We start from the raw sequence: 25,710 nt of genomic DNA on the forward strand, positions 1-25,710 counted from the left end.
CATGGACGCCAACCGACCCGCCGGAGTGCTCTTCGACGTCGACGGGACCCTCGTCGACACCACCTATCTGCACGCGGTCTCCTGGTGGCAGGCGTTCCGACAGCAGGACCAGGACGTACCGATGGCCCGGATCCACCGGGCTGTCGGGATGGGCTCCGACAAGCTGCTGGACCACCTGCTCGGGCCGGAGCGGGACCGGGACGCCGACCAGAAGCTGGTCGACGGCCACACCGCGCTGTTCGCCGCGTACTGGGAACGGTTGCGTCCGTTGCCGGGGGCCAGCGACCTGTTACGGGCCTGCGCGGACCGGGGCCTGCGAGTGGTGCTGGCCTCCTCGGCCTCCGAGCCGGAACTGCGGGCGCTGCGGGCCGCGCTGGGTGTGGACGACGTGGTCGACGCCGCCACCTCGAAGGCGGACGCCGAGGCGAGCAAGCCCGCCCCGGACATCGTGGCGACCGCGCTGGAGCAGGCCGGGCTGGACGCCGACCGGGTGCTGTTCGTCGGTGACTCGGTCTGGGACGTGATCGCCGCCGGCGGGCTGGACATCGGCTGCGTCGGGCTGACCTGCGGTGGGACCAGCCGGGAGGAACTGGCCGGGGCCGGCGCGATCGCCGTGTACGACGACCCGGCCGCCCTGCTGGCGTCGTTCGACGACTCCCCGCTGGCGAAGCTGACCTGAACCGGCCCGCACCGGCTGAGACCTACCGCACGTTCCCGCGTACGTCGGATGCGGGGCGGGCAGACATCCCCTCGACCGGGTGGTGACCCGGTGACAACCCCCGTGGGGGCACACAGAGAACGGAGGCGGCGTGGACGCGGTCGATCTGGTGTTCGCGCTCGCCGGCGTGGCCGCCCTGCTCGCCGGGGTGCTGCCCCGGGTCCTGGAGCACCGGCCGCTGTCCATGCCGATCGCCTTCCTCGGCCTCGGGATGCTGCTGTTCCTGCTGCCGACCGGGCTGCCCCGGCCGGATCCGCTGGCCAGTCCGACGCTGACCACGCACCTCACCGAGATCGGGGTGATCGTGGCGCTGATGGGCGCCGGCTTGAAGATCGACCGGCCGTTCGGGTGGCGCCGCTGGTCCTCCACCTGGCGACTGCTGGCCGTGGCCATGCCGCTGTGCATCGGCGCGGTCGCGCTGCTCGGCTGGTGGTGGGCCGGGCTGCTGCCGGCCGCCGCCCTGCTGCTCGGGTCCGCCCTCGCGCCGACGGACCCGGTGCTGGCCTCCGACGTCCAGGTCGGCGAACCGACCGACGCGGAGGACTTCGAGGACGAGGTACGGTTCGCCCTCACCTCGGAGGCCGGACTCAACGACGGGCTCGCCTTCCCCTTCGTCTACGCGGCCGTCGCCGTCGCCACGGCCGGGTTGGCCCCGGCGGGTTGGCTGGCCCACTGGTTCACCGTGGACGTGCTGTACAAGCTGGCCGTCGGCGTCGGGGGCGGACTGCTGATCGGGTGGCTGCTCGGCAAGCTCTTCTTCCGCGCACCGTCCGAGACGCTTCGGCTGGCCAAGCACGCCGAGGGCTTCCTGGCGCTGGCCGCCACCTTCCTGGCGTACGGCCTGGTCGAGGTCGCCGGCGGGTACGGCTTCCTCGCCGTCTTCGTGGCGGCCCGGGCGATCCGGTCGGCCGAACGGTCACACGAGTTCCACCAGGTGCTGCACGACTTCGCCGAGCAGGTCGAACGGCTGCTGACCGTGCTGTTGCTGCTGCTGTTCGGCGGGGCGGTGGTGGGCGGCCTGCTGAAGCCGCTCACCTGGCCGGCGGTGGCGGTGGGGCTCGCCCTCGTCCTGGTGGTCCGTCCGCTCACCGGGTGGCTGTCGCTGCGCGGGGCACCCGGCCTACCCGCCGAACACTGGGTCATCGCGCTGTTCGGCATCCGGGGCGTCGGCTCGTTCTACTATCTCGCGTACGCCACCTCGCACGCCGACTTCCCGCAGGCCGACCTGCTGTGGGCCACCGTGGGGCTGGTGGTGATCGTCTCGGTGGTCGTACACGGCGTCGCGGCCACTCCGGTGATGCGCCGGCTGGACCGCCTGGGCGAGCGGTCCGCCACCCCGGCCCCGCGGGTCCCCGCGGACTCCCCCGCCTGAGCGCCTTCGCCCGCCCGGGACCATCCGGATCCCTCGCCGCGGATCCGGCGCCGGGTCGGTCCCCAAGCAGTCGAGCCGCTGGGCGAGGGCCGAAGGCTCGACCCGCCGTCGATCAGCCGAGCCGCTCGACGAGGGCGCGGCCCAGGGCCCGCCCGGACCTCCAGGCCGTCTCAACCTGGGGCTTGCCGAAGGCATCCCCGGCCAACCCGATCCCGTCGTCGTCCAGGTGGTACGGCAGGGCCAGCGGGCCGGGCCCGGTCTGGTGATCGGGCCCGACCCGGTGATCAGGCCCGACTCGGCGATCGGGCCCGGTCTGGTGGTCGGGCCCGGTCTGGTGGTCGGGCCCGGTCTGGTGGTCGGGCCCGGTTTGGTGATCTGGGCGGGCGTAGGTCCAGCGGTGGACGAAGACCTCGGCCGCGGGCTCGGGCAGCCCGAGCAGGTCCCGCACCGCACGTTCGATCTCGGGGCCGGCGAGGGTGGGCTGCGGCAGATATCCCCCGGCGAAGTCGGCCGTGGTGTGCGCCACCAGCACCGGGGCCCGGTCCCCGCGCCGGTCACCGTCGTCGCAGACGGTGCTGAGCACCGGATGGCCGTTCACGAACGCCCCGGCGAAGTCCGTCCAGCGGCGGTGCGGGTAGCGCAGCACGGCGGCGAGACTGGGCGCCCAACGCTGCGCCTCGGCGATCCGCAGCGCGGTGGTGAGCGGGGTGTCGAGCAGCCGCAGGGCCTGGGGACCCGGCATGGCCAGGACCACCGCGCCAGCCGGTTCCCCGTCCACCCTCGGTCCCGGCTCGACCAGCGTGACCAGCCGGTCGGTCGTCACCGACAGACCGGTGGCCAGTTCGGTGACCAGCGACCGCAGGCCGGCGGGGGCGGCCCAGCGCATCGGGCCGGACACGGTTCGCCGGTCCACGCCGTCGTACGCCACGAACGTGTCGGTCCACTCCCGCGCGAGGCCGGCGGTCGCCCACCGCCGGACGGTGGCGGCGAAGTCGGGGTCGCCGACCGTGAAATACGCGGCGCCGATGTCCGCGGGCCGGCCGTCGAAGCGCCGGCTGGCCATCCGACCGCCGGGCACTCGGCCCCGCTCAAGCACCTGGACCGGTACGCCGGCCGCGGCGAGTTCCCCGGCACAGGCCAGTCCCGCGATGCCGGCTCCGACGACCGTGACGCCCGCGCTGCCACCGCTCACTCGGCGGATCCTATCGACCATCCCGCTCAGCGGGCGACGGAAACGCGCCGGGGGCGCGATCAGCAGGCGGCGCAGCGGGCGGGACGGCGACGGCGACGGCGACGGCGAGAAAGATCCCCGGGTACGCATGGCCGCGAGGCGGCGGGGGTATTGGTACGCGCGTTCGAGAGAAGGTGGAGACGATGAGCGATCTGAACAGCCCGCAGGCCAACGCGCAGGGTGCGATCAAGGATCCGGACGAGTGGGTGACCGGAGAGGAGCCGTGGACCGCCGCCCAGCGCTCGTACCTGGAGACCCTGTCCCGCGAGGCGGGTACGGAGGCCCCGGAGTCGATGACCAAGGCCGACGCGGCCAAGCGGATCGAGCAGTTGCAGGAGCAGACCGGCCGCGGCCAGTGAGCCGCTCCCGCGATCCCGCGGCAGGCGCCCGGATGCGCCGGGTCCGACCGTGGGATCACGGGCGGTGCCCTCAGCGCGGGCGCTGACCTCAGCGCGAAGCGGTGGCCTCAGCGCGGCGGCAGGCGGTGCCATTCGACCTCGACCAGCCGCCCGTCCGCGATCTCGGCCGTCACATACGTGGCCTGCGGTTGGGACCGGCGGTCGGTCGGTGAGCCGGGGTTCAACAGCCGCAGACCACCCGGAGCCACGGTGTCCCACGGGATGTGGGAGTGCCCGAAAACCAGGATGTCCACGTCCGGAAACCGTGCCGCGCACCGTTCCTCGCGCCGCTGCCTGGGCCCCGTCTCGTGGACGACCGCGAACCGCAGCCCGCCGAGTTCGATCCGGGCCACCTCGGGCAGTCGGGCCCGCAGTTGCGGGCCGTCGTTGTTCCCGTACACCCCGACCAGCCGGCGGCTGCGCGCGGTCATGGCGTCGAGAAGCTCCTCCGTCACCCAGTCGCCCGCGTGCAGCACCACGTCGGCGCTCTCGACCGCGCTCCACAGCCGCGCCGGGAGGTCCCGGGCCCGCTTCGGTACGTGCGTGTCGGCGGTGACGACCAGGCGCATCGGCCCATTGTGCCCGGCCGGGCCCGCGATCTGCCCCGGGACACCGTCGACGTCGCGGTGATCAGTGTGTCGACGCCGGCAGCGCCGGGTGGTCGGCGCCGTGTGTCGACGCGGTCGGCGCCGCGCGGTCGGCGCCGCGCGGACATCGGGCCGGCGCCGCGTGGTTACCACCGGGCCGACCGGGAATCCAGCGCGGACGAAGGAGGCAGCTCATGACCAGGAACACGACACCGGGCTGGGTGCCGACGCCGTCGGGCATGTCGGGTAGGACCGACACCTTTCCTCCGGGACCGACCGGTCAGCCCGCCACCGCGCCGAGCGGCGATGGTGGTGGTCCGGAGCTGGGCCGGCCGAGCGTGACGATCGGCTCCTACCCCGACTACGCCTCGGCGCAGCGGGCGATAGACCACCTGGCCGACAATCGGTTCCCGGTGGAACACACGGCGATCGTGGGGACGAACCTGCGATTGGTCGAAACGGTACTGGGCCGGATGACGAACGGCCGGGCCGCGCTGGCCGGGGCCGGCACGGGGGCCTGGTTCGGTCTGTTCATCGGTCTGCTGTTCGGTATCTTCACCGCCGGCAACTGGCTGGCGATCATCGTCATCGCGCTGATCATCGGCGCGATCTGGGGGGCGATCTTCGGCGCCATCGCGCACGCCATGACCGGTGGCCGCCGGGACTTCAGCTCCGCGAGTTCGCTACAGGCCAGCGAGTACGCGGTGACCGCCGACGCGGATTTCGCCGAGCAGGCGCGGCAGATGCTGAGCCGGCTCAGCTGGCAGTCGATGGCCAGATCCCAACCGAACCAGTCGGCCCGGCCGCCCGAGGCGCCGCACTAGCCAGGCCCGTCGAGGCGCCGATCCCGTACCCGAACGTCAGGAAGGGCCCCTTCCTATACAAAAAGCGATAACAGGGGCCCTTCCTTTCAGCCGTTTCAGGCTTTCAGCCTTCAGCGGTAGGTGAGTTCGCCGGCCCGGACGGCGCCGTCGAGCCGGTTCTCCGGTGGCGCGAGCGGGCAGGCCCAGTCGTCCGAGTAGCAGCAGCTCGGGTTGTACGCGTAGTTGAAGTCGAGCCGTACCCGCCGGTCCGGCAGCACGGTCAGGCCCCGGCCGAAGGTGCCCTTCACCGTGTCGGTCAGGTAACGGCCGCCGCCGTAGCTCTCCCGGCCGCAGGTGGCGTCGCGGAACGGCACGAACAGTCCCCCGCCGTACGCCTCGATCCACCACAGCGTGAGCGCGCCCCAGGGCGTCCGCGCGACACCCACCCTGCGGTACGTGACAACTCCGTCCGGTCCGCCGGTGTCGATCCGCTCGGTGCCCTCGGCGGGTTCCAGTGGCACCTCGCAGATCGCGTCGGTGGCCGGCGGGAAGTAACGCAGACCGGTGAAGCCGGGATCACCGGCCGCCGGTGACGCGGGGTGCTCGGCGAACAGCCGGTCGCGGGCCGCCCGGAAGCCGCCGAGATCCTCCGTCGACAGGTAGAGCCGGGCGGTCCGCTCCCGCCAGTCCAGTACGTCGAGGTCGTCCATCGGGCAACCGTAGCCCGCGCCCGACGGTCGGCTCTTCAAATAAGAAGTACAGGGCCATCCGACGATGCTGAGATGCGTGTCACTCATGACGAGCGAAGGTTGTTAAATTTTGAACTAGCGCTACTCTTGGCCCATGACGGAGAGCCTGAGCGCGGCGGAGCTGGCCGGCTGGCGGTCGTACGTCGAGTCGAGCCAGCTGCTGCTCACCCGGATCGAGGAGGACCTGCGGGCCGACAGCGGGCTGAGCTTCGCCGACTACCACGTGCTGGTGCTGCTCTCCGAGGCGCCGGGCCAGCGGCTCCGGATGGGCGAGTTGGCCAGCCGGCTCGTCTTCTCGCCGAGCCGGCTGACGTACCAGATCTCCGCCATGCAGCGTCGGGGCCTCGTCGCCCGGCAGTCCTGCCCGGACGACCGCCGGGGCCAGGAGGCCGTGCTGACCGCCGCCGGGCTGCTGGCCCTGCGCGAGGCCGCCCCGGGACACCTGGCCGCCGTCCGCGCGTACCTGATGGACGACCTCGACGACGCCGAGATCGCCTGCCTCACCCGCGTCTTCCAGCGGCTCGGTGCGCGGTTGCGCGCCGACCGCCCCGCGGTCCCCCCGAGTCAGAGCAAGCCGTAAGGAGCGCACCATGCCCGCGATCACCGTCGACGACGTCCTGATCCTGCCCCGCCTGCCCCACCAGGACCCCGCCACCACCAGCTACCGTCCGGTCCGCCGGCTGGTCACCGCGCCCAGCGGGTACGAGGGCGAGGGATTCCCGGTCCGCCGGGCCTTCGCCGGGGTGCCGATGAGCGAGCTGGACCCGTTCGTCCACCTCGACCAGATGGGTGAGGTGGACTACGCGCCGGGCGAGCCGAAGGGCACCCCGTGGCATCCGCACCGCGGCTTCGAGACCGTCACGTACATGATCGACGGGATCATGGACCACCAGGACTCGAACGGTGGCGGGGGCACCATCACCGACGGCGACACCCAGTGGATGACGGCCGGCAGCGGCCTGCTGCACATCGAGGCGCCGCCCGAGCACCTGGTGGCCAGCGGCGGTCTCTTCCACGGCCTGCAACTCTGGGTGAACCTGCCCCGGTCGGCCAAGATGAACCCGCCGCGCTACCAGGACATCCGGGGCCGGGAGTCGGCCCTGGTCACCACCGCGGACGGCGGTGCCCTGGTCCGGGTGATCGCCGGCGAGGTCGCCGGACACCAGGGACCGGGGTCGACGCACACCCCGATCACCATCAGCCACGTGACGGTGCAGCCGGGCGCCGAGGTGGACCTGCCATGGCGGCCGGACTTCAACGCGCTGGTGTACGTGCTCGCCGGCCGGGGCACCGTCGGCACCGACCGCCGGCCGGTGCGTACCGGGCAACTCGCGGTGTACGGGCCGGGTGACGTCATCCGGTTCGCCGCCGACGCCCGCCAGGACGCCCACACCCCGGCCCTGGAGTTGTACGTGATGGGCGGCCGGCCCATCCGGGAGCCGGTCGCGCACTACGGCCCGTTCGTGATGAACACCCGTGCCGAGCTGGTCCAGGCGTTCGAGGACTACCAGGCTGGCCGGCTCGGCGTCGTACCCGCCGAGCGGCTGCCGCACACCGGCGGCGAGACCGGCCGGCCGTAGCCCGACTTGCCTCGGGCGCCGCAGGGGCGAAGACTCGCGGCATGCCGACGAGGGAATCCAGTGCCCGGATCCGCGAGGTTCGCCAACGCCTGGCCCACGAGGGTCCGCCCCGGACCCGCGACCGCGATCTCGACTTCGAGACGGTGACGTTGCCCGAGACCGACTGCGACCTGCTCCGTGACCTGCTGGTCGCGGAGCAGGCGGCGACGGTGGTCGAGGTGGGTCTCGCGTACGGCAGCTCGGCCCTCGCGATCGGAGAGGCCCTGACCACCGTCGAGGCCCTGGCCGCCGTCGATGAACCGGTCACCGTCGAGGACCTGGCCACCATCGACCCGCCACGTCCCCGGCACGTCATCATCGACCCGTTCCAGGGCAGCGCCTGGTCGAATGCCGGCTGGGACCTGCTGTGTGACGCCGGACTGGACCGGATCGCGACCCTGATGTCCACGGTGTCCTCGATCGCCCTGCCGGAACTCGTCGCCGAGGGCCTCGTCGCGGACGCGGCGTTCGTGGACGGCAGCCACCGCTTCCACGAGGTCTTCGTCGACCTCTACTTCCTGCGCAGGATCGTCCGGCCCGGCGGGCTGGTCATCCTCGACGATCTCTGGACGCCCTCCGTGTGGACGGCGGTGCGCTACTACGAGCGGAACCTGGGCTGGACGCGGGTTCCGGACGCCTTCCCGGGCGGCACACTGCGGCGGGTCGGCGACGATCCCCGGGCCGCCCTGGTGGACCGGTGCGGGGCATACCGCCTACCCGAACCGGTCGAGCCGCCGTTCACGGACTTCCACCCCTTCTGAGCCCACGATCCACGTTCGAGCCAGCCGCCAAGGCGTCCCGTCAGCCCCGCCCCAACCCGGAACCGAAACCGCACCTCACGCCCGCCCGTGGATGGTCATCGTGGATTCCTGCTGCCCCATCAGGGGCACTGATAATCCACGGTCACGGTAGCGGCGTCGGTCAGCCACAAGGGCTTCGCCGGGCCCGCCCACGACCGGATCAAGCTTTCGCCCCGGGTTTCGCCGGGCCCGCCCACGACGGGATCAAGCCTGCGCCCCGGCGAAACCCCCACCCCAGGCGAAGACCGACAAAAAGCTCAGGTCGTGACGAAGATCCCCGCCACTCCCAGCAGCACCATCACGAGCATGGCCAGCATGATCCCCCGCTCACCCTCGAGGTGCTGGTCGTTGCTGGTGTCGGTACGCGCCGTTTCGGTGGTCATGCTGCCTCCCCAGGCTCACGGTTCTGCACTTGCGTCCGTTCTCATCCGTTCCATCGACGGGCGTCCGGGTCGGGGTCCGGGCGAACCCCCATCCGACGTGCGTGGATGTGGTGACCGTCCTACGGTGAGGACGTTGTCGACCCAAAGGGGCTGCACGTGGCGATCGAGGATTGGTTCCTCACCGCACGGGAACGCGCCAACCCGACATCGGGATTACCCGTCTGGAGCGCCGGAAACCAGGCCGAGCCGTTGGTGCACGGAGCGGCGTACTTCGACCGCCTGGTGACCGAGGTCGAGGCGCTGGACGCCGGTGACCACCTTTTCTTCGCCGACTGGCGGGGTGACCCGGATCAGCGGCTGCGTACGGACGGACCGACCGTGGCCGAGTTGTTCGCGGCCGCCGCCCGGCGCGGCGTGGTGGTCAAGGGGCTGGTCTGGCGGTCCCACCTCGACCGGCTCCAGTACAGCGAGGAGGAGAACCGCAATCTGAGCGAGCAGGTCTCGGAGGCGGGTGGCGAGGTGCTGCTCGACCAGCGGGTACGCCGACTCGGCTCGCACCACCAGAAGCTGATCGTGTTGCGGCACCCGGCCGCTCCGGAGCGGGATGTGGCGTTCGCGGGCGGCATCGACCTGTGCCACAGCCGGCGGGACGACGCCGAGCACGGTGGCGATCCGCAGCCGGTTGGAATGTCCGCCCGGTACGGCGAGCACCCGCCGTGGCACGACGTCCAGTTGGAGCTGCGCGGCCCGGTGGTGGGCGCCCTGGACACCGTGTTCCGGGAACGCTGGACCGACCCGATGCCGTTGGACTCGGAGAATCCGGTGGCGTATGTCCGGGACCGGTTGCGCGGCGCGGATCTGCGGCCCGATCCGCTGCCCGCCCAGCCGCCCGACCCACCGGCCGCCGGGCCGCACCGGATCCAGGTGCTGCGGACGTACCCCGCGGTCCGACCGGCCTACCGGTTCGCCCCGGACGGCGAACGGAGCATCGCGCGCGGCTACACCAAGGCGGTCCGGCGGGCCCGCCGGCTGATCTACCTGGAGGACCAGTACCTGTGGTCCAAGGATGTGGCCGAGTTGTTCGCCGCCGCCCTGCGGGAAAACCCGGATCTGCACCTGGTGGCCGTGGTGCCGCGGCATCCGGACGTGGACGGCAGGTTCGCGTTGCCGCCCAACCAGGTTGGCCGGGAGATCGCGTTGGAGGTCTGCCAGCGCGCCGGTGGGGATCGGGTCCGCGTGTTCGACGTGGAGAACCACGCCGGGACGCCGGTCTACGTACACGCCAAGGTGTGCGTGGTGGACGACGTGTGGGCGAGCGTCGGCAGCGACAACTTCAACCGGCGGTCCTGGACCCATGACAGCGAGTTGTCCTGCGCGGTCCTGGATGACACGCCCGACGGTCGGGAGCCGACCGATCCGGCGGGGCTGGGTGACGGCGCCCGGCGGTACGCCCGTGAGCTGCGCCTGCGGTTGTGGCGGGAGCATCTGGACCGGGCCGCCGACGGTAGCGGGGACGGCGACCTGCTGGAGCCGGACCGGGCCGTGGAGGCGATCTCCGCCGCCGCCGATGCGCTGCAGGACTGGTACGACGGCGGGCGGCGCGGGCCTCGGCCGCCGGGCCGGCTCAGGCCGCACCGTCCGGAACGGTTGGGCTGGGCGACCAAGCTCTGGGCACTGCCGGCGTACCGGCTCGTCTACGACCCGGACGGCCGGCCGATTCGGGCCCGGTTGCGCCGGACGTGGTGACCAAGCCTTGGCCTTGTGACAAACATCTTTGGCACGATGTCCAGTTTTGAGGTGATACACGAAGCTTATCCATCAGCCTTTCGGCTAGATTTCTGGGACCTGATCGGGTTAAGGTTTTCCGCGAAAGGCCAACTGAAGCACACCGAAAGCACCAGCTGTCTTATATCCGCGGACGAGGTGCAGGGAGGACCACCATGACCGCGACGATGACCGAGCAGTCCACCACGCCGGCCACCACAGCGCCCGGGCCCACCGCACCGGCCGACAGTGCCACCGAGCTGTTGAGCGCGATGGCCGCGCTGCCGGCCGGGCACCCGTCCCGGGCCGCCCTTCGGGACCGGGCCATCGAAGCCTGGCTCCCGCTGGCGCAGCACCTCGCCCACCGCTACAGCGGCCGGGGCGAGCCGAGTGACGACCTGATCCAGACCGCCGCGGTCGGCCTGATCAAGGCCGTCGACAAGTTCGACCCCAGCCGTGGCGTCGACTTCGCGGGCTACGCGATCCCGACCATCATCGGCGAGCTGAAGCGGCACTTCCGGGACCGCACCTGGGACATCCGGGTGCCCCGGCGGCTCCAGGAGCTGCGCCTGGCCATCTCGGAGGCGAACAGCACGCTGCTCCAGTCGCTCGGCCGGTCGCCGACGGTCGCCGACATCGCCGCCCACCTCAAGGTCACCGAGGAAGAGGTCCTGGAGGGCCTGGAGGGTGCCCGCGCGTACAACGCGGTGTCCCTGTCCACCCCGACCGGCGACGGTGAGCGGGCCACCGAGCTCGGCGACATGCTGGGTGGCGAGGACGGCGAGTTCGAGCTGGCCGAGCTGCGGGTCGCGCTCGGACCGGCGCTAGCCACCCTCGACGAGCGCGAGCAGAAGATCCTCACGCTCCGGTTCTACGGCAACCTCACCCAGTCGCAGATCGCCGAGCAGATCGGCGTCTCCCAGATGCACGTCTCCCGGCTGCTCGCCCGCGCCCTGACCAAGCTGCGCGGCCAGCTCGCCGGCACCTACTGATCGCAACCGTCCCGGACCTACCCGGGAGTGTGCTTCACCGGTACTGCGTCTCGGGCAGGGGGCCAACCGCCACGGCGGTCGGTCCCCTGTCTCGTCTCCGCGGGCGGTCAGCGGCAGCGCAAGGGCCAGTCGGGAGATCATGCCCGCTTCGGAATCCGGGAGGATGAGCCGGCCCGACGGTCAGGAACCGCCGTCCTCCGGCAGGACGTCCGCCACCACGACCGTGATGTTGTCCGGCCCGCCGGCCCGCAACGCCAGGTCGACGAGCCGCCGCGCGCAGGCTTCCCGGTCGGCGTAGCCGCTGACCACCTCGGCCAGGGTGTCCGCCCGGACCACGTTGGTCAGCCCGTCGCTGCACAGCAGCCACCGGTCACCGGCCTGTGGTTCGACGGTCAGGTAGGCGGCCCGGACCGTGTCGCCCTGCAACGCCTGGGTGACCACCGCCCGCCGGGGATGGCTGCTCGCCTCCTCCGCTGTGATCACCCCCTCGTCCACGAGCATCTGCACGAAGGTGTCGTCCCGGGTGACCTGCGTGAAGACGCCCTCCCGGAACAGATAGGCGCGCGAGTCGCCGACATGGGCCAGCGCGAGACAGGTCCCGGTCACCGACAGCAGCAACGCGGTGAGCGTCGTACCCATGCCCTGCCGGGTGGGGTCCTCCTCCACCGCCTCCCGGATCCGGCCGCTGGCCACCTCGATCGCGCCCTGGAGCGCCACCACCAGCGCGTCGTCGGGGGTCGGGACGTCGAGCCCGGACACCGCCTCGATGGTGATCGCACTGGCCAGGTCGCCCGCGGCCATCCCGCCCATGCCGTCGGCGACGGCCGCCAGCCAGGCGCCCGCGTGTACCGCGTCCTGATTGCTGGTCCGGATCAGGCCCTGGTCGCTCACCGCCATGGACCGCAGCTTGAGGGTCATGGCAGGCAGCCTGCCATCACCCGCGTCGGATGTCTCTACTAGATCACCGCGGGTCGCTGTCCACCACATCGAGGGTGGTTGTTCGGCCGTCATCCCGGCACCTCCGGCGACACCGAACCGCCGGGTACCCGGACGGCGCCCACCGGCAGCCGGGCGGTTTCCGGACCGAGCACCTGGGCACGCACCTCCTCGTTCGGCACGAACCGTTCTCCCGTCGAGTCGTCGTCCGGCGTCACCCGCCATGAACCGCGCCACGGACCCGGCGCCGTCGCTGGAGTTCTCCACCGAGGGGACCCATTGTGACGGATACCCGGCTGGCCGCGACACTTCCGAGGGCGCGCCACGGCGACCGAGCCGCCCGGCCCCCGGCACCGGTGCCGATCAGCGGGGTGCTCACCAGGGCGGAGACCGGTCGCGCGCCACCGGACGGACCCGCGCCGAGGCGACCGCCCGGCGTGTCGACACGGCCCGGCCGGGATCAGCCGATCAACCGGCCGGGTCAGCCGATCAACTCGTCCACGAAGCACCACCGCCAGGCTTCGCCCGGCTGGATGGACCGCATCACCGGATGCCCGCTGGCCTGGAAGTGCTTCGAGGCGTGCCGGTTGGGCGACGAGTCGCAGCAGCCGACGTGTCCACAGGTCAGGCACGAGCGCAGGTGTACCCAGTCGTCGCCGGTCACCGCGCACTCGGGGCACTCGCTCGTGGTCTCCGGCTCGGCCTCGCCCGCCGTTGCCAGGTGGGTGCAGTTCATTCCTCGCTCCGTCTCAGCATCGACTCCTCCAGGTCCAGGTCACGATAGGCGCGTACCAGCACCTCGTCGGCGATCCGGCCCTCGTCCCGGGCCCGGCGGAACACCTCACGTTCGGCGTCGATCATCTCCTGCCGGAGTCGACCGTACGCCTGCGACGGCGTCTCCCGCTCGTCCCCACCCAGCCGCTCCCACGCCGTGTTGGTGCGGTCCTCGATGACCCGGTGCAGCCGCTTCAGCACCGCCTCCGGGGCGCCCTCGGCTCGCGCCTCCAGCCGCTCCCGGGCCGCCCGGCCGGCCTGCTGCTGCACGCCGGCCTCGGCCAGGGTGTCCTGGATCGGGTCGTCGGCGGGCAGCCGCAGCATCCGGGCCACCGCGGGCAGCGTCGCGCCCTGGACCACCAGGGTGAAGACGATGACCGCGAACGCGATCCAGACGAACAGGTTCCGGGAGTACGAGCCGACGCCCGGCAGGGACAGCGGCAGCGCGAGGGCGGCGGCGAGGGTCACCACGCCACGCATCCCGGCCCAGCCGACCACCGCCGGGAAACTCGGCGGTGGTGACGGATCACGGCGCGTCCGGGGCACCAGCCGGGCCAGGTAGTTCGCCGGGAACACCCAGACGAACCGGGTGACGAAGACGGTCAGCAGCACCGCACCGGTGATCCCGGCAACCACCGCGAGCGGCTGGTCGAGGCCCGTGACGACGTCCCGCAGTTGCAACCCGACCAGCACGAACACCAGGCCCTCCAGCAGGAACCGGACCAGCCGCCAGAAGGCGCCCATCTGCAGCCGGGAGGCGGCCGACATCAGCACCGGCAGCTTGTGTCCGAGTCCCAACCCGGTGACCACCACCGCCACCACGCTGGACGCGCCGATCGGTTCGGCCAGCAGGACCACCGCGAACGGCGTGATCAGCGACAGCGCGTTGTCCAGCAGCGGGTCGGTGATGCGCTTGTGCAGGAAACCGACGACGAGAAAGCCGACCAGTCCGACCGCGATCCCGCCGCCGGCGGCCACCGCCACCTCCCGGGTGACCTCCAGGGCGTCCAGGGCCGGTCCGGTCGCCGCGGCCACCGCCACCCGCAGCAGCACCAGGGAGGTGGCGTCGTTGATCAGGCTCTCGCCCTCCAGGATGGTGACCAACCGGCGAGGTAGGCCGATCCGCCGGGCCACCGCGGTGGCGGCCACCGCGTCCGGCGGTGCGACCACGGCACCGAAGGCGACGCAGATCGACAGCGGCAGCGCGGGCATCAGCAGGTGGACGACCAGGCCCACCGCCACGGCCGTGAAGATCACCAGGCCGATGGCGAGCAGCAGGATCGGCCGCAGGTTGGTGCGGAACGCCGGCACCGAGGTCTCCAGCGCCGAGACGTAGAGCAGCGGCGGCAGGATGCCGACCAGGACGAGTTCGGGCTCCAGGTGGATGTTGAGGAATCCCGGCACGAACGACAGGACGAGCCCGACCACCACCAGCACGATCGGGGAGAGCATGCCCAGCCGGCGCGCCAACGCCGCTCCCAGCACCGCGACCGCGAGCAGGATCACGACGTCGAACAGTCCATGCATGTCAACAGCCTAGGGCGCCACCGGGCCGGTACCGATCATGCGGTACGCAGCTTGGGCAGCACCTCGCCGGCGAACGCGGCCACGAAGTCGTCCAACCGCTGCCCGACGTGGTGCAGGTAGATCTCGTCGAAACCGAGTTCGGCGTACGAGTGCAGCAGTTCGGCGTGCCGGGACAGGTCGGCGGAGATGTTGACCACCTCGGCCACCCGCTCGACGGACACCCCCTCGGACACCGCGTCGAAGTGTTCGGCCAGCTCCAGGTCCCAGCAGACCGGCGGCGCGAAGACGTTGCTGCGCCACTGGTGGTGGGCGATCCGGGCGGCCTCGGCCTGATCGGGCGCCCAGCTCAGGTGTACCTGCAGGTGCAGCTTTCCACGCCCACCCGCCTCCCGGTACGCCTCGACCAGCCGCCGCAGCCGGCCAACCGGGGCGTTCACGGTGATCAGTCCGTCGGCCCACTCGGCGCACCAGCGCGCGGTGGCCTCGCTGACCGCCGCACCCACCAGCGCCGGCGGTTGCTCGGGGCGGGTCCACAACCGGGCCCGGTCGACTGTCACCAGCCCGTCGTGACTGACCTCCTCCCCCGCCAGCAGGTCCCGGATGATGGCGACGCACTCGCGCAGCCGGGCGGTCCGGACGTCCTTGCGCGGCCACCCGCCACCGGTGATGTGCTCGTTGCTGGCCTCTCCGGTGCCCAGCGCCGCCCAGAACCGCCCCGGGTACATCACCGCGAGGGTCCCGATGGCCTGCGCGATGATCGCCGGGTGGTAGCGCTGGCCGGGGGCGTTGACGATGCCGAACGGCAGCGAGGTGGCCTGGAGGGCCGCGCCGAGCCAAGACCAGGCGAAGCCGGAGTGGCCCTGTCGGCTGCTCCATGGCGAGAAGTGGTCGGACGACATGGCGGCGTCGAAGCCGGCCTGTTCGGCTTGGACCACCGCCGCGAGCAGTTCGGCGGGATGGACCTGTTCGTGCGAGCAGTGGATGCCGTACTTCGTCATGCCGCCGATCCGTACCCCCCGGACGCGTCGGTCAACCGCGTCCCGGGGGATACGGATGATCATTCGGCGTGCGCCGTGCCGCCCGCTGCCGCGCCCGAGCCGACCCAGACCGTCTTGACGTTGCAGAACTCCCGGATGCCCCACGCCGACAACTCGCGCCCGTACCCGGAGTTCTTCACGCCACCGAACGGCAGTTGCGGATACGACGTGGTCATGCCGTTGATGAAGACGCTGCCGGCGACCAGGTCGGTGGCGAACCGTTCCTGCTCCGCCTCGTCCCGGGTCCAGGCGTTCGAACCCAGTCCGAACGAGGTGCCGTTGGCCAGCTCGACAGCCTCCGCATAGGAGGAGACCCGGAACAGGCCGGCGACCGGCCCGAAGACCTCCTCGGACCACATCCGCATCTCCGGTGTCAGCTCGGTCACCACGGTCGGTGGGTAGTACCAACCCGGCCCGTCCGGCCGCTGCCCGCCGCACAGCACCCGGGCACCCAGGTCGACCGCGTCGCGTACCTGCGCCTCGACGTCCGCGCGGCCCTGCTCGGTGGCCAGCGGACCAACGTCGGTATCGGGGTCCATCGGGTCGCCGACCCGCAGGCCCGACATCCGGGCCACGAACCTCTCGGCGAACGCGTCGAACACCTCCGTGTGGACGATGAACCGCTTGGCCGCGATGCAGGACTGCCCGTTGTTCTGGCAGCGGGCCGTGGTGGCCACCTCGGCGGCCCGGTCCAGGTCGGCCGAGGGCATCACCACGAACGGGTCGCTGCCGCCGAGTTCGAGCACGGTCTTCTTCAGCTCCCGCCCGGCGATCTCCGCGACCGAGCGTCCGGCCCGCTCGCTGCCGGTGAGCGTCGCGGCCCGGACGCGGGGGTCGCAGAGCACCCGCTCCACCTGCTTGGAGTCGATCAGCAGGGCCTGGAACGCTCCCTGTGGGAAGCCGGCCCGGGTGAACAGCTCGCCGAGGAACAGGGCGGTCTGCGGCACGTTCGAGGCGTGTTTGAGCAGCCCGGTGTTGCCGGCCATCAGGGCCGGGGCGGCGAACCGGATGACCTGCCAGAGCGGGAAGTTCCACGGCATCACCGCGAGCACCGGCCCGATCGGCTGGTACCGGGTGAAGGCCCTGGTCGCGTTGACCGCCGCCGCGTCGGCCGGCTCATCGGCCAGGAACCCCTCGGCGTGTCCGGCGTAGAACCGGCAGGCGCTGGCGCACTTGCTGACCTCCGCCCTGGCCGAGGCCAACGTCTTGCCCATCTCCGTGGTCATCATCCGGGCAACGTCGTCGATCTCCCGGTCCAGCAGGTCGGCGGCGGCGGTCAGCCAGCCGGCCCGGTCGGCGAAACCGGTCCCCCGCAACGCCTCGAAGGCGTCCTGGGCCCGGCCGATGGCGGCCTCGATCTGCTCGTCGGGGGTTTCGGCGAAGGTCTGCACGGTCTGGCCGGTCGCGGGGTTGACGCTGGCCATGGGCATTTCGTACTCCCGTCATTCGAAGAGCGAGTGGTGCGTACCCGGTGGTTCGACGCGGCGGCGGGCGGCCCGGCGCCGCTGGATCACCACCAGGTCGACGATGGCCACCGCGGCGAGCAGGAACAGCAGCGCCGCCGGCACCCAGTATCCGGCCAGCGCCGTCAGCACCCCGAGGGCCAGGCTGACCACCAGGCCGAACGATGCCAGGATCAGCCGCAGGTTCAGCGCGCTGTAGGGATGCCCGACCGTGCCCCGGGCACCGCTCGGCTGCCGTCTCGCTCCCATCGTGGGGAACTACCCGGCCCGGAGCGCGGATAACCTGACGCCCACCGCCCGGACGGGCTTCCGCCGGAGACCCTGGAAACCGTAGAGTTACCAGGCCATCGCCTTGGGTCAACATCGGGGAGCCGGATGCCTCGCCGCTGGGTCGCCGCACTGGCCACCGCCGTACTCGCCGCCGTTGCGATCGCCTGCGAGGGCGGTACGGCCAACCGACCGCACCCCGCACCGTCCCGGTCCGGGCAACCGGTCGCGCTGTCCGCGCTCGGTGACTCGATCACCACGGCCTTCGGTTCCTGCCTCGCGCTGGCCTCGTGCCCCCGCAACTCCTGGTCCACCGGCACCAGCACGCGGGTGGACAGCATCCGCAGTCGGTTGGCCGACGGCGAGCGGTCCCGAACCGTCCAGGCGCACAACGAGGCCGCCGCCGGGGCGCGGGTCGCCGCCCTGCCCGACCAGGCAACCGCGGCGGTACGGCACCGGGCCGACTACGTGACGGTGTTGATCGGCGCGAACGACGCCTGCGCGGAAAACCTCGACGGGATGACCGGGGTCGACGGGTTCCGGGCCGACCTCGACCGGGCGCTCGCGGTGGTGAAGAAGGGGCGGCCGAAGGCGCACCTGCTGGTGGCCAGCATTCCGGATCTGAACCGGCTCTGGGAGGTCGGGCACACCGACCGGCTTGCGGTGCGGGTGTGGTCGCACGGGGTGTGCCCCGCGCTGCTGGCGAACCCGACCTCGACCGCCGGTCCCGACGTCCGGCGGCGCGCGGCCTTCGCGGCCCGGGTCGACGCCTACAACCGGCAACTCGCCGCGGCCTGCGCCGCCTACGGCTCCCGCTGCCGGTACGACGGCGGTGCGGTACACCGGGCCGCGATCAACCTGGACATGGTGAACCCGCTGGACTCGTTCCATCCGGACATCGACGGGCAGCACGAGTTGGCCCGGCTGACCTGGCGGGCTTGGGGCCTCGCCGACTGACCGAGCGCCGCGAGTCAGCGGCGCCGGTTGTTGGCGAGCCGGCCGGCCAACTGCCGCAGCTTGGCCTGCGTTGACGGCTTGGCCAACTCCTGTCGACCCCGGGCGACCAGTCGCTGGCCGCGCGGCGACTGCAGGAACACGGTGATCCGTTGCAATACTGACATCGTCGGTCCTCCTGGTCCGCCCGGACTGGTACCGCCCAGAATGGTCCGTCCGGTTCGGTACCGCCTACTTACCCGACCGGCCGGGGCGCCAACCCGGACGTCTCCGGATCACCCCGCCGCCGGTACGGATGCCTTCCGGCCGCTCCTCCGCCGCCGGTGCGGACACTTCCCGGCGGTGATCAGGTGATCCAGCGTCTCGTGGAGATCCACGTCACGGCCGGTCCACACCGGTACCACCGGGTCGGGGTGGTTGGCTGGTATGGACGAGGATGGCAGCAGCGTTTGCACGAGGGAGTGTCCGCCGACGCCCCCCGTGGCGGTGAGGAGGTCTGGACCGGTGCGTGATCCGCACGAGCTGTACGAACTTGCCGACGACCTGCCGGAGCTGGGTCAGCCGGTGCTGATCCAGGCCCTGACCGGGTTCGTTGACGCCGGCAACGCGACCCGGCTCGCCCGGGAACACCTGGCCGCCACGCTGGACGACCAGCTGGTGGCGAGCTTCGACGTCGACCAGTTGATCGACTACCGGTCGCGACGTCCCCCGATGATCTTCGTGGAGGACCACTGGCAGCGGTACGAGGACCCCCGCCTGGAGCTGCGGGCCCTCACCGACGACGCCGGTGTGCGGTTCCTGCTGCTCACCGGCCCCGAGCCGGACAACCAGTGGGAACGGTTCGTCGCGGCGGTCATCGAGGTGATCGACCGGCTGGGCGTCCGGCTCACGATCGGGCTGAACTCCATCCCGATGGCGGTGCCGCACACCCGTCCGGGCGGCGTGACCGCGCACGCCACCCGCCCCGACCTGATCGCCGGGCACGAGCCGTGGTTGCAGCGGGTGCAGGTACCGGGCAGCGCCGGGCACCTGTTGGAGTTCCGGCTCGGTGAGCGGGGGCGCGACGCCCTCGGGTTCGCCGCGCACGTACCGCACTACGTCGCCCAGACCGAGTACCCGGCCGCGGCGGAACTGCTGCTCAGCTCGGTCTCCAGCAGCACCGGGCTGCTCCTGCCGACCGACGCGCTGCGGGAGGCCGCCGAGACGGTGCGGGCGGACATCGACCGGCAGATCGCCGAGACCAGCGAGGCCGACGCCCTGGTCAAGGCGCTGGAGGAGCAGTACGACGCGTTCGCCCGCGGCCGCGAGAGCAGCAACCTGCTGACCTCGCAGTCCGGCCCGCTGCCGACGGCCGACGAGTTGGGGGCCGAGCTGGAGCGCTTCCTTGCCGAGCAGAACCGGGAGGAGAATCCGGGCGGCTGACCGGTTACCGGTTCGCCGCCCGAGACCGCCTCCCGCGGGCGCGATGGGGCCGCCCGGGTCCGCCGTCGCTGGGCGGGATCGCCGTCGCTGGGCGGGGCACGCGGGCGTCGGCCCGGTGCGTCGGGCAGGCTGGAACCATGCGCCTGGCGACCTGGAACGTCAACTCGGTGAAGGCCCGACTCCCCCGGCTGCTCGACTGGCTGGCCAGCACGAAACCGGACGTGGTGTGCCTACAGGAGACGAAGTGCCCGGACGGTGCGTTCCCGGCCGACGAGGTGGGTGAACTGGGTTACACGGTGGCCAGTCACAGCGACGGCCGGTGGAACGGGGTGGCCGTACTGTCCCGGGTGGGGCTCGCCGACGTGACCATGGGGTTTCCCGACGAACCCGGCTTTCCGCTACCGGAGGCCCGGGCCATCGCGGCGACCTGCGCCGGAGTCCGGGTGTGGTCGGTGTACGTGCCGAACGGCCGGACCCCGGACTCGCCGCACTACCGCTACAAGCTGGCCTGGTTCGCCGCGCTGCGTGACGCGCTGGCCGACGAACTGCGCCCGGGTGCCCCGTTGGCCGTCTGCGGTGACTTCAACGTCGCGCCCACCGACGCCGATGTGTGGGACCCGACCCTGTTCGTGAACTCCACCCATGTCACCCCGGCCGAACGGCGGGCCCTGGCCGAACTGCGTGAGCTGGGCCTGGTGGATGTCGTGCCGACCCCCATGAAGGGCCCGCACCCGTACACCTACTGGGACTACCGCGCCGGGATGTTCCACCAGAACAAGGGCATGCGGATCGACCTGGTCTACGCCACCGCCTCGTTCGCCGACGGGGTGCGGTCCGCGTACGTCGACCGGGAGGCCCGCAAGGGCAAGGGCCCGTCCGATCACGCCCCGATCGTGGTCGATGTGGAGCCGGGCCCGCCGGCAGGGTGAGACGGCGCGTCCGCACGGCCACGCCAGGACCGGACGGTGACCGAGCCCGAGTGGTACGCCAGCGACCCTGTCCGACCGGCTTGAGGTCGCTGGCGTACCACCCGGTGACCGACGACCGCTCCCCGCCGCCGACGGGGCCCCGATCTCGGGCGTGATGCGGGGCGTCGCGCGGGCGGTGGCCCGGGCGCGGCTCAGGGACGGCGGGAGTCGACGAGCGAGGCGAACGCGACCACGTTGTCGGAGTATCCGAGGCCGCTGCCGCGCCACCGGCCGCCACAGGTGATCAGGCGCAACTGCGGCCGGCGGTAGTCCCCGTAGACCCGGTCGGCCGGCAGCTTTCCCTTGTCGAAGTGCTCCACCGAGTTGACCTCGAAGATCCCGGTCGTCCGGTCCGCCCGGGTCACCTCGATCCGGGCGCCCGGCCGGAGCCGGACCAGATCGTGGAAGACCGACGGGCCGGTCTTCGTGTCGACGTGCCCCACCAGAATCGCCGGACCGAACTGGCCGGGTGTCGGGCCCCGGTCGTACCAGCCGACCTGGTTGTGCTCGGCCAGCGTGGGCACCGCGATCGAACCGTCGGCAGCCAGACCCACCCGGATCACCGGCGCCTCGACCTTGATCGACCTGACCACCAGTTTGACCGGTCTGCTGGGCCCGAGCACCGGGAACGACCGGGGTGGCGGCTTGCTGCCGCCGCTGAGCCAGTCCCACGGCCCAACGGTCAACTGGCCCAGTCCGGCGCCGGTGGCGAAGACGCCGAACACCAGCAGGATCGCCGCCGCCGGCCCGGACCAGCGACGCCACGGCCGGGTGGCCCCGGGAGATGCCGCCGGTCGGGGGCTCCGTGACGCTCCCGACCGGGCCCTAGGGTCCATGACGGCGGGTGCGCAGCGCTACCAGGCCGAGCACCGCGCCGAGCAGCAGCGCCAGCAGGCCGACCGTGAGCAGCGGACCCCCCGCGCTCCCCGCGGCGCCGCCGAACCCGGTCGCCGGGCCGTGGCTGGGCCGACCGGCCGCCACGACCATGAGGTTGGCCCGGCCTCCCGGACCGTCCGGACAGGTGAGTCGGACCCGGTAGGTGCCGGCGTCGGCGGCGGCGGGCAACTGGGCGGCGGCGGTCAGCACACCGTCCTGGGGGTGCGCGGTCACCGTGCCGAAGACGTCGGACTGGACGGTGGCGGTCCGGGTGTTGTCCCGGCAACTCGCTCGGATGCCCACCAGGCTGCCGGCCTGCGCGGTGTCGGGGTTGAGCTGGACGAAGACGTCGGCAGCGGCGCGGGCCGGTCCGGCGCCGACCGGCGTCGTCGCGAGGGCCAGGCAGACGCCCGCGACGAGTCCGAGCCCGACCACGGACCGCCAGCCACCGTTGCCGCGCACCGACCGTCGGGCGACGCCGAGGCGTAACGTCGACAACATTGGGCCACCTCCCCTCGGACGAGGAGTCGAACGATCGCGTCCGCCCTACTGCCGAGAATCTTCTCACCCGTCGGGGGGATCGGACAGGTTCCGTCCACCCCGCGTCGCCCGTCCGGTTTTCCACTCGGCTGGCTCGGCGGGGCGCGGCCGCGTAGGCTCGGGTCCCCGTGAGCTCCCACGACCGGATCCTCGTCATGCCGGCACCCTCCGACCGCCCGGCGGAAGTCGTACCCGCCGACCACCCGGCAGGAGCCCTGCCCACCGACCACCCGGCGCGAGCCGTACCCGTCGATCGTCCGGCGGAGATCCGGACCTTCCACCCCCGGCGTGGCCGGCTCAGCGGTCGGCATCTGGACGCGCTCGAACAGCTCTGGCCGCGGTACGGGTTGACGGCGCAGGCCGAAGGCGGCCCGGTGGACCTCGCGACGTTGTTCGGCCGGACCGCTCCGGTGGTGCTGGAGATCGGCTCGGGCATGGGTGACGCCACCGCGAGCATGGCCGCGGCGGACCCCGACCGGGACTACCTGGCCGTCGAGGTACACACCCCGGGCATCGCCAACCTGCTCGCCGTGGTCGATCGGCGCGGCCTGACAAACGTCCGGGTCGCCGAGGGGGACGCGTTGGTGCTGCTCCGTCACCTGGTCGCGCCCGCGACGCTGGCGGTGATCAACATTTTCTTCCCCGACCCGTGGCCGAAGGCCCGGCACCACAAGCGCCGGCTGATCCAGCCCGACCATGTGGCGCTGCTGCGCGACCGGCTGGTGCCGGGCGGCCGGCTGCGCTGCGCGACGGACTGGTCCGACTACGCGGAGGCGATGCGGGAGACGCTGGCGGCGGACCCCGAGCTGACCAACGTCCACCCGGGGTTCGCCCCGCGCCCGGCGGACCGGCCGGTGACGAAGTTCGAGCGCCGGGCCCTGGCGGCGCACCGCCCGATCTTCGACCTGGAGTTCGAAAGGAAGGGCCCCCTGTTATCGCTTTCCGCGGTGAAAGGGCCCCTTCTTAACGGTTGAGCGCGGAAGGATTGGCGCAGCGGGCAAGATCAGGGCACGATTGATCGGCTATGACGCTCACCGAACAGCTGCCGCCCGAGGCCGACGCCGACGCCCTCTACGAAGCCTTCGCGGGCTGGGCCAAGGATCGCGGCCTGGACCTCTACCCACACCAGGAAGAGGCGCTGATCGAGATCGTCTCGGGCGCCAACGTCATCCTGAACACCCCCACCGGCTCGGGCAAGAGCCTGGTGGCCACGGCCGCCCACTTCGCGGCGCTGGCCGAGAACCGGGTGAGCTTCTACACGGCCCCGATCAAGGCGCTGGTCTCGGAGAAGTTCTTCGCGCTCTGCGAGATCTTCGGCGCGCACAACGTCGGCATGCTGACCGGGGACGCGAGCGTCAACGAGGACGCGCCGATCATCTGCTGCACGGCCGAGATCCTGGCCAACATCGCGCTGCGGGAGGGTCGCCGGGCCGACGTCGGGCTGGTGATCATGGACGAGTTCCACTTCTACGCCGAACCGGACCGGGGCTGGGCGTGGCAGGTTCCGCTGATCGAACTCCCCCAGGCCCAGTTCGTGCTGATGTCGGCCACGCTGGGCGACACCACCCGGTTCGTCGACGACCTGAGCCGGCGTACCGGCCGGTCGACCGCCGTGGTCACCTCGGCCCAGCGGCCGGTCCCGCTGATCTTCTCGTACGCGATGACTCCGCTGCACGAGACGCTGGAGGAACTGCTCGGTACGAAGCAGGCGCCCATCTACGTCGTCCACTTCACCCAGGCGGCGGCCCTGGAACGGGCCCAGGCGCTGATGAGCGTGAACGTCTGCACCCGGGCCGAGAAGGACATGATCGCCGAGGCGATCGGCAACTTCCGGTTCACCGCCGGCTTCGGCCGGACCCTGTCCCGGCTGGTCCGGCACGGCATCGGCGTACACCACGCCGGCATGCTGCCCAAGTACCGCCGCCTGGTGGAGACCCTGGCCCAGGCCGGCCTGCTCAAGGTGATCTGCGGCACCGACACCCTCGGGGTCGGGATCAACGTGCCGATCCGGACGGTGCTGTTCACCGGACTGTCCAAGTACGACGGGGTGCGGACCCGGCTGCTCAAGGCGCGCGAGTTCCACCAGATCGCCGGCCGGGCCGGCCGGGCCGGCTTCGACACCGTCGGCCGGGTCGTGGTGCAGGCGCCCGAACACGTCATCGAGAACGAGAAGGCCCTGGCGAAGGCCGGCGACGACCCCAAGAAGCGCCGGAAGGTGGTCCGGAAGAAGCCGCCGGAGGGCTCCATCGGGTGGGGCCAACCCACCTTCGAACGCCTGGTCGCGGCCGATCCGGAACCGCTCACCTCCAGCTTCCAGGTCAGCCACTCGATGCTGCTGAACGTGATCGGCCGGCCCGGTGACGCCTTCGCGGCCATGCGGCACCTGCTGACCGACAACCACGAGGACCGGGCCGCGCAGCGCCGGCACATCCGCCGGGCCATCGCCATCTACCGGGCGTTGCTGGCCGGCGGGGTGGTGGAACAGCTGGCCGAGCCGGACGAGACCGGCCGGCGGGTCCGGCTCACCGTCGACCTCCAACTCGACTTTGCGTTGAACCAGCCGCTGTCCCCGCTGGCCCTGGCCGCCATCGAACTGCTCGACCGGGAGTCCCCGGCGTACGCCCTGGACGTCCTGTCGGTGATCGAGTCCATCCTGGACAACCCACGACAGGTGCTGTCGGCCCAGCAGTTCAAGGCCCGTGGCGAGGCGGTGGCCGCGATGAAGGCCGACGGCATCGAGTACGAGCAGCGGATCGAACTGCTCGACGAGGTGACCTGGCCGAAGCCGCTGGCGGAGCTGCTGGACGCGGCGTACCAGATGTACCGGCAGGGACATCCGTGGGTGGCCGACCACGAGCTGTCGCCCAAGTCGGTGGTCCGGGACATGTACGAGCGGGCCATGACGTTCACCGAGTACGTCGCGTTCTACGGCCTGTCCCGCTCCGAGGGGCTGGTGCTGCGGTACCTCGCCGACGCGTACAAGACGCTGCGACAGACCGTCCCCGAGGACGCCAAGACCGACGAGCTGGTCGACCTGATCGAGTGGCTGGGTGAGCTGGTCCGGCAGGTGGACTCCAGCCTGATCGACGAGTGGGAACGGTTGCGCAACCCGACCGACGCGCCCGAGACGGCCGTGCTCGACGAGCGACCGCCGGCGGTCACCGGCAACGTCCGGGCGTTCCGGGTGCTGGTCCGCAACGCGCTGTTCCGCCGGGTCGAGCTGGCCGCGCTGCGCCGCTGGTTCGACCTTGGCGAACTGGACGCCGAGGCCGGCTGGGACGCCGACGCCTGGGCCGAGGCCATGGCGCCGTACTTCCAGACGTACGACTCGCTCGGCACCGGCCCGGACGCCCGCGGTCCCGCGCTGCTGATGATCGACCAGGGCCGGGAGCGGTGGACGGTCCGGCAGATCTTCGACGACCCGGCCGGTGACCACGACTGGGGCATCAGCGCCGAGGTGGACCTCGCGGCCTCCGACGAGGCCGGGGCCGCGGTCGTCCGGATCACCGACGTGGGCCAGCTCTAGCCGG

Annotated in this window: 29 protein-coding genes; 15 read left to right on the forward strand and 14 right to left on the reverse strand. The window is 71.9% G+C overall.

The genetic code is table 11. From position 1 onward, the window contains the following. The first annotated feature begins 1 nt into the window (after position 1). Positions 2 to 679, forward strand: coding sequence for an HAD family hydrolase (locus ACXN5W_RS00980; protein WP_473156166.1), 678 nt, complete (start codon positions 2 to 4; stop codon positions 677 to 679). Positions 680 to 809: 130 nt separating this feature from the next. Further along, a complete protein-coding gene (locus ACXN5W_RS00985; RefSeq protein WP_473156167.1) occupies positions 810 to 2,090 on the forward strand; it encodes a cation:proton antiporter domain-containing protein in 1,281 nt (426 codons plus the stop codon). A 112-nt stretch (positions 2,091 to 2,202) separates the two neighbouring features. Here the strand turns inward: ACXN5W_RS00985 and ACXN5W_RS00990 are convergent, their stop codons facing one another. Next, entirely contained in the window at positions 2,203 to 3,282 is a 1,080-nt protein-coding gene (locus tag ACXN5W_RS00990) for an NAD(P)/FAD-dependent oxidoreductase (RefSeq protein WP_473156168.1), read from the reverse strand. A gap of 182 nt (positions 3,283 to 3,464) precedes the next feature. Here ACXN5W_RS00990 and ACXN5W_RS00995 point away from each other — a divergent pair, with 182 nt between their 5' ends. Further along, positions 3,465 to 3,680 carry a DUF3072 domain-containing protein gene (locus ACXN5W_RS00995; protein ID WP_473156169.1) on the forward strand — a complete coding sequence of 72 codons (216 nt, stop codon included), beginning with the start codon at positions 3,465 to 3,467 and terminating at the stop codon, positions 3,678 to 3,680. Between the two features lie 107 nt (positions 3,681 to 3,787). Here the strand turns inward: ACXN5W_RS00995 and ACXN5W_RS01000 are convergent, their stop codons facing one another. Next, a complete protein-coding gene (locus ACXN5W_RS01000) occupies positions 3,788 to 4,288 on the reverse strand; it encodes a metallophosphoesterase family protein (protein WP_473156170.1) in 501 nt (166 codons plus the stop codon). Positions 4,289 to 4,500: 212 nt separating this feature from the next. On the opposite strand from ACXN5W_RS01000, the gene ACXN5W_RS01005 reads away from it, so the two are divergent. Beyond that, positions 4,501 to 5,130 (forward strand): YflT domain-containing protein, encoded by a 630-nt coding sequence (locus ACXN5W_RS01005; protein WP_473156171.1) that lies wholly within the window; start codon positions 4,501 to 4,503, stop codon positions 5,128 to 5,130. Between the two features lie 110 nt (positions 5,131 to 5,240). On the opposite strand, the gene ACXN5W_RS01010 is transcribed toward ACXN5W_RS01005, so the two are convergent. After that, positions 5,241 to 5,819, reverse strand: a complete 579-nt coding sequence (locus tag ACXN5W_RS01010) for a DUF1684 domain-containing protein (protein ID WP_473156172.1) — start codon at positions 5,817 to 5,819, stop codon at positions 5,241 to 5,243. 133 nt (positions 5,820 to 5,952) lie between these two features. Here ACXN5W_RS01010 and ACXN5W_RS01015 point away from each other — a divergent pair, with 133 nt between their 5' ends. Genes ACXN5W_RS01015 through ACXN5W_RS01025 form a run of 3 tightly spaced genes read left to right on the forward strand, consistent with a single transcriptional unit; the run spans position 5,953 to position 8,238 of the window. Beyond that, positions 5,953 to 6,438, forward strand: coding sequence for a MarR family winged helix-turn-helix transcriptional regulator (locus ACXN5W_RS01015; RefSeq protein ID WP_473156173.1), 486 nt, complete (start codon positions 5,953 to 5,955; stop codon positions 6,436 to 6,438). A 10-nt stretch (positions 6,439 to 6,448) separates the two neighbouring features. Beyond that, positions 6,449 to 7,438 (forward strand): pirin family protein, encoded by a 990-nt coding sequence (locus tag ACXN5W_RS01020; protein ID WP_473156174.1) that lies wholly within the window; start codon positions 6,449 to 6,451, stop codon positions 7,436 to 7,438. Positions 7,439 to 7,479: 41 nt separating this feature from the next. Further along, positions 7,480 to 8,238, forward strand: a complete 759-nt coding sequence (locus ACXN5W_RS01025; RefSeq protein ID WP_473156175.1) for a class I SAM-dependent methyltransferase — start codon at positions 7,480 to 7,482, stop codon at positions 8,236 to 8,238. A 296-nt stretch (positions 8,239 to 8,534) separates the two neighbouring features. Here the strand turns inward: ACXN5W_RS01025 and ACXN5W_RS01030 are convergent, their stop codons facing one another. Next, positions 8,535 to 8,660 (reverse strand): hypothetical protein, encoded by a 126-nt coding sequence (locus ACXN5W_RS01030; protein WP_473156176.1) that lies wholly within the window; start codon positions 8,658 to 8,660, stop codon positions 8,535 to 8,537. A 156-nt stretch (positions 8,661 to 8,816) separates the two neighbouring features. Here ACXN5W_RS01030 and ACXN5W_RS01035 point away from each other — a divergent pair, with 156 nt between their 5' ends. Continuing rightward, the gene (locus tag ACXN5W_RS01035) at positions 8,817 to 10,406 is read left to right on the forward strand and encodes a phospholipase D family protein (protein ID WP_473156177.1); all 1,590 of its coding nucleotides are present in this window, start codon (positions 8,817 to 8,819) and stop codon (positions 10,404 to 10,406) included. 194 nt (positions 10,407 to 10,600) lie between these two features. Continuing rightward, positions 10,601 to 11,416, forward strand: coding sequence for a SigB/SigF/SigG family RNA polymerase sigma factor (locus ACXN5W_RS01040; protein ID WP_473156178.1), 816 nt, complete (start codon positions 10,601 to 10,603; stop codon positions 11,414 to 11,416). A 180-nt stretch (positions 11,417 to 11,596) separates the two neighbouring features. On the opposite strand, the gene ACXN5W_RS01045 is transcribed toward ACXN5W_RS01040, so the two are convergent. The 7 genes from ACXN5W_RS01045 to ACXN5W_RS01075 form a co-directional block, all read right to left on the reverse strand. After that, complete coding sequence (locus ACXN5W_RS01045) at positions 11,597 to 12,334, reverse strand: PP2C family protein-serine/threonine phosphatase (protein ID WP_473156179.1); 738 nt, start codon at positions 12,332 to 12,334, stop codon at positions 11,597 to 11,599. Positions 12,335 to 12,423: 89 nt separating this feature from the next. Next, on the reverse strand, positions 12,424 to 12,570 hold the full coding sequence (locus ACXN5W_RS01050; RefSeq protein WP_473156180.1) for a hypothetical protein: 147 nt from the start codon (positions 12,568 to 12,570) through the stop codon (positions 12,424 to 12,426). 263 nt (positions 12,571 to 12,833) lie between these two features. Next, complete coding sequence (locus ACXN5W_RS01055; protein ID WP_473156181.1) at positions 12,834 to 13,088, reverse strand: UBP-type zinc finger domain-containing protein; 255 nt, start codon at positions 13,086 to 13,088, stop codon at positions 12,834 to 12,836. Then, the gene (locus tag ACXN5W_RS01060; RefSeq protein ID WP_473156182.1) at positions 13,085 to 14,653 is read right to left on the reverse strand and encodes a Na+/H+ antiporter; all 1,569 of its coding nucleotides are present in this window, start codon (positions 14,651 to 14,653) and stop codon (positions 13,085 to 13,087) included. The genes ACXN5W_RS01055 and ACXN5W_RS01060 overlap by 4 nt, the downstream gene beginning before the upstream one ends. Before the next feature lie 35 nt (positions 14,654 to 14,688). Continuing rightward, positions 14,689 to 15,651, reverse strand: coding sequence for a TIGR03885 family FMN-dependent LLM class oxidoreductase (locus tag ACXN5W_RS01065; protein WP_473156183.1), 963 nt, complete (start codon positions 15,649 to 15,651; stop codon positions 14,689 to 14,691). A 59-nt stretch (positions 15,652 to 15,710) separates the two neighbouring features. Beyond that, complete coding sequence (locus ACXN5W_RS01070) at positions 15,711 to 17,120, reverse strand: NADP-dependent succinic semialdehyde dehydrogenase (protein WP_473156184.1); 1,410 nt, start codon at positions 17,118 to 17,120, stop codon at positions 15,711 to 15,713. A 12-nt stretch (positions 17,121 to 17,132) separates the two neighbouring features. Beyond that, positions 17,133 to 17,402, reverse strand: a complete 270-nt coding sequence (locus tag ACXN5W_RS01075) for a hypothetical protein (protein WP_473156185.1) — start codon at positions 17,400 to 17,402, stop codon at positions 17,133 to 17,135. Positions 17,403 to 17,528: 126 nt separating this feature from the next. On the opposite strand from ACXN5W_RS01075, the gene ACXN5W_RS01080 reads away from it, so the two are divergent. After that, positions 17,529 to 18,377 carry a GDSL-type esterase/lipase family protein gene (locus tag ACXN5W_RS01080; protein WP_473156186.1) on the forward strand — a complete coding sequence of 283 codons (849 nt, stop codon included), beginning with the start codon at positions 17,529 to 17,531 and terminating at the stop codon, positions 18,375 to 18,377. Between the two features lie 14 nt (positions 18,378 to 18,391). On the opposite strand, the gene ACXN5W_RS01085 is transcribed toward ACXN5W_RS01080, so the two are convergent. Further along, entirely contained in the window at positions 18,392 to 18,541 is a 150-nt protein-coding gene (locus ACXN5W_RS01085; RefSeq protein WP_473156187.1) for a hypothetical protein, read from the reverse strand. A gap of 183 nt (positions 18,542 to 18,724) precedes the next feature. Here ACXN5W_RS01085 and ACXN5W_RS01090 point away from each other — a divergent pair, with 183 nt between their 5' ends. The 3 genes from ACXN5W_RS01090 to ACXN5W_RS01100 all read left to right on the forward strand — a co-directional run bounded on the left by ACXN5W_RS01090 (position 18,725) and on the right by ACXN5W_RS01100 (position 20,725). Next, the gene (locus tag ACXN5W_RS01090; RefSeq protein ID WP_473156188.1) at positions 18,725 to 18,886 is read left to right on the forward strand and encodes a hypothetical protein; all 162 of its coding nucleotides are present in this window, start codon (positions 18,725 to 18,727) and stop codon (positions 18,884 to 18,886) included. Beyond that, positions 18,879 to 19,796: a proteasome assembly chaperone family protein gene (locus ACXN5W_RS01095; protein ID WP_473156189.1), complete on the forward strand. Its 918-nt coding sequence runs from the start codon at positions 18,879 to 18,881 to the stop codon at positions 19,794 to 19,796. Before ACXN5W_RS01090 ends, ACXN5W_RS01095 begins: the two co-directional genes overlap by 8 nt. A gap of 137 nt (positions 19,797 to 19,933) precedes the next feature. Next, positions 19,934 to 20,725, forward strand: a complete 792-nt coding sequence (locus ACXN5W_RS01100) for an exodeoxyribonuclease III (RefSeq protein ID WP_473156190.1) — start codon at positions 19,934 to 19,936, stop codon at positions 20,723 to 20,725. Positions 20,726 to 20,916: 191 nt separating this feature from the next. Here the strand turns inward: ACXN5W_RS01100 and ACXN5W_RS01105 are convergent, their stop codons facing one another. Together ACXN5W_RS01105 and ACXN5W_RS01110 are read right to left on the reverse strand one after the other, a co-directional pair. Continuing rightward, positions 20,917 to 21,489, reverse strand: coding sequence for a class F sortase (locus tag ACXN5W_RS01105; RefSeq protein WP_473156191.1), 573 nt, complete (start codon positions 21,487 to 21,489; stop codon positions 20,917 to 20,919). Between the two features lie 100 nt (positions 21,490 to 21,589). Next, positions 21,590 to 22,141, reverse strand: coding sequence for a hypothetical protein (locus tag ACXN5W_RS01110; protein ID WP_473156192.1), 552 nt, complete (start codon positions 22,139 to 22,141; stop codon positions 21,590 to 21,592). A 194-nt stretch (positions 22,142 to 22,335) separates the two neighbouring features. Between ACXN5W_RS01110 and trmB the strand changes: the two genes are divergently transcribed. Together trmB and ACXN5W_RS01120 are read left to right on the forward strand one after the other, a co-directional pair. Further along, positions 22,336 to 23,154, forward strand: a complete 819-nt coding sequence (gene trmB / locus ACXN5W_RS01115) for a tRNA (guanosine(46)-N7)-methyltransferase TrmB (RefSeq protein WP_473156302.1) — start codon at positions 22,336 to 22,338, stop codon at positions 23,152 to 23,154. Between the two features lie 50 nt (positions 23,155 to 23,204). Next, entirely contained in the window at positions 23,205 to 25,706 is a 2,502-nt protein-coding gene (locus ACXN5W_RS01120; RefSeq protein ID WP_473156193.1) for a DEAD/DEAH box helicase, read from the forward strand. Positions 25,707 to 25,710 lie beyond the last annotated feature (4 nt).

Source organism: Plantactinospora sp. A48, from assembly GCF_055793945.1.

What these genes read in the sequence shown, in the direction of transcription:
- ACXN5W_RS00980 (WP_473156166.1), top strand. Translation starts at nt 2, where the DNA reads ATGGACGCCAACCGACCCGCCGGAGTGCTCTTCGACGTCGACGGGACC.
- ACXN5W_RS00995 (WP_473156169.1), top strand. Translation starts at nt 3,465, where the DNA reads ATGAGCGATCTGAACAGCCCGCAGGCCAACGCGCAGGGTGCGATCAAG.
- ACXN5W_RS01000 (WP_473156170.1), bottom strand. Translation starts at nt 4,288, where the DNA reads ATGCGCCTGGTCGTCACCGCCGACACGCACGTACCGAAGCGGGCCCGG.
- ACXN5W_RS01005 (WP_473156171.1), top strand. Translation starts at nt 4,501, where the DNA reads ATGACCAGGAACACGACACCGGGCTGGGTGCCGACGCCGTCGGGCATG.
- ACXN5W_RS01010 (WP_473156172.1), bottom strand. Translation starts at nt 5,819, where the DNA reads ATGGACGACCTCGACGTACTGGACTGGCGGGAGCGGACCGCCCGGCTC.
- ACXN5W_RS01015 (WP_473156173.1), top strand. Translation starts at nt 5,953, where the DNA reads ATGACGGAGAGCCTGAGCGCGGCGGAGCTGGCCGGCTGGCGGTCGTAC.
- ACXN5W_RS01020 (WP_473156174.1), top strand. Translation starts at nt 6,449, where the DNA reads ATGCCCGCGATCACCGTCGACGACGTCCTGATCCTGCCCCGCCTGCCC.
- ACXN5W_RS01025 (WP_473156175.1), top strand. Translation starts at nt 7,480, where the DNA reads ATGCCGACGAGGGAATCCAGTGCCCGGATCCGCGAGGTTCGCCAACGC.
- ACXN5W_RS01030 (WP_473156176.1), bottom strand. Translation starts at nt 8,660, where the DNA reads ATGACCACCGAAACGGCGCGTACCGACACCAGCAACGACCAGCACCTC.
- ACXN5W_RS01040 (WP_473156178.1), top strand. Translation starts at nt 10,601, where the DNA reads ATGACCGCGACGATGACCGAGCAGTCCACCACGCCGGCCACCACAGCG.
- ACXN5W_RS01045 (WP_473156179.1), bottom strand. Translation starts at nt 12,334, where the DNA reads ATGACCCTCAAGCTGCGGTCCATGGCGGTGAGCGACCAGGGCCTGATC.
- ACXN5W_RS01055 (WP_473156181.1), bottom strand. Translation starts at nt 13,088, where the DNA reads ATGAACTGCACCCACCTGGCAACGGCGGGCGAGGCCGAGCCGGAGACC.
- ACXN5W_RS01060 (WP_473156182.1), bottom strand. Translation starts at nt 14,653, where the DNA reads ATGCATGGACTGTTCGACGTCGTGATCCTGCTCGCGGTCGCGGTGCTG.
- ACXN5W_RS01065 (WP_473156183.1), bottom strand. Translation starts at nt 15,651, where the DNA reads ATGACGAAGTACGGCATCCACTGCTCGCACGAACAGGTCCATCCCGCC.
- ACXN5W_RS01070 (WP_473156184.1), bottom strand. Translation starts at nt 17,120, where the DNA reads ATGCCCATGGCCAGCGTCAACCCCGCGACCGGCCAGACCGTGCAGACC.
- ACXN5W_RS01075 (WP_473156185.1), bottom strand. Translation starts at nt 17,402, where the DNA reads ATGGGAGCGAGACGGCAGCCGAGCGGTGCCCGGGGCACGGTCGGGCAT.
- ACXN5W_RS01080 (WP_473156186.1), top strand. Translation starts at nt 17,529, where the DNA reads ATGCCTCGCCGCTGGGTCGCCGCACTGGCCACCGCCGTACTCGCCGCC.
- ACXN5W_RS01085 (WP_473156187.1), bottom strand. Translation starts at nt 18,541, where the DNA reads ATGTCAGTATTGCAACGGATCACCGTGTTCCTGCAGTCGCCGCGCGGC.
- ACXN5W_RS01100 (WP_473156190.1), top strand. Translation starts at nt 19,934, where the DNA reads ATGCGCCTGGCGACCTGGAACGTCAACTCGGTGAAGGCCCGACTCCCC.
- ACXN5W_RS01110 (WP_473156192.1), bottom strand. Translation starts at nt 22,141, where the DNA reads ATGTTGTCGACGTTACGCCTCGGCGTCGCCCGACGGTCGGTGCGCGGC.
- trmB (WP_473156302.1), top strand. Translation starts at nt 22,336, where the DNA reads ATGCCGGCACCCTCCGACCGCCCGGCGGAAGTCGTACCCGCCGACCAC.
- ACXN5W_RS01120 (WP_473156193.1), top strand. Translation starts at nt 23,205, where the DNA reads ATGACGCTCACCGAACAGCTGCCGCCCGAGGCCGACGCCGACGCCCTC.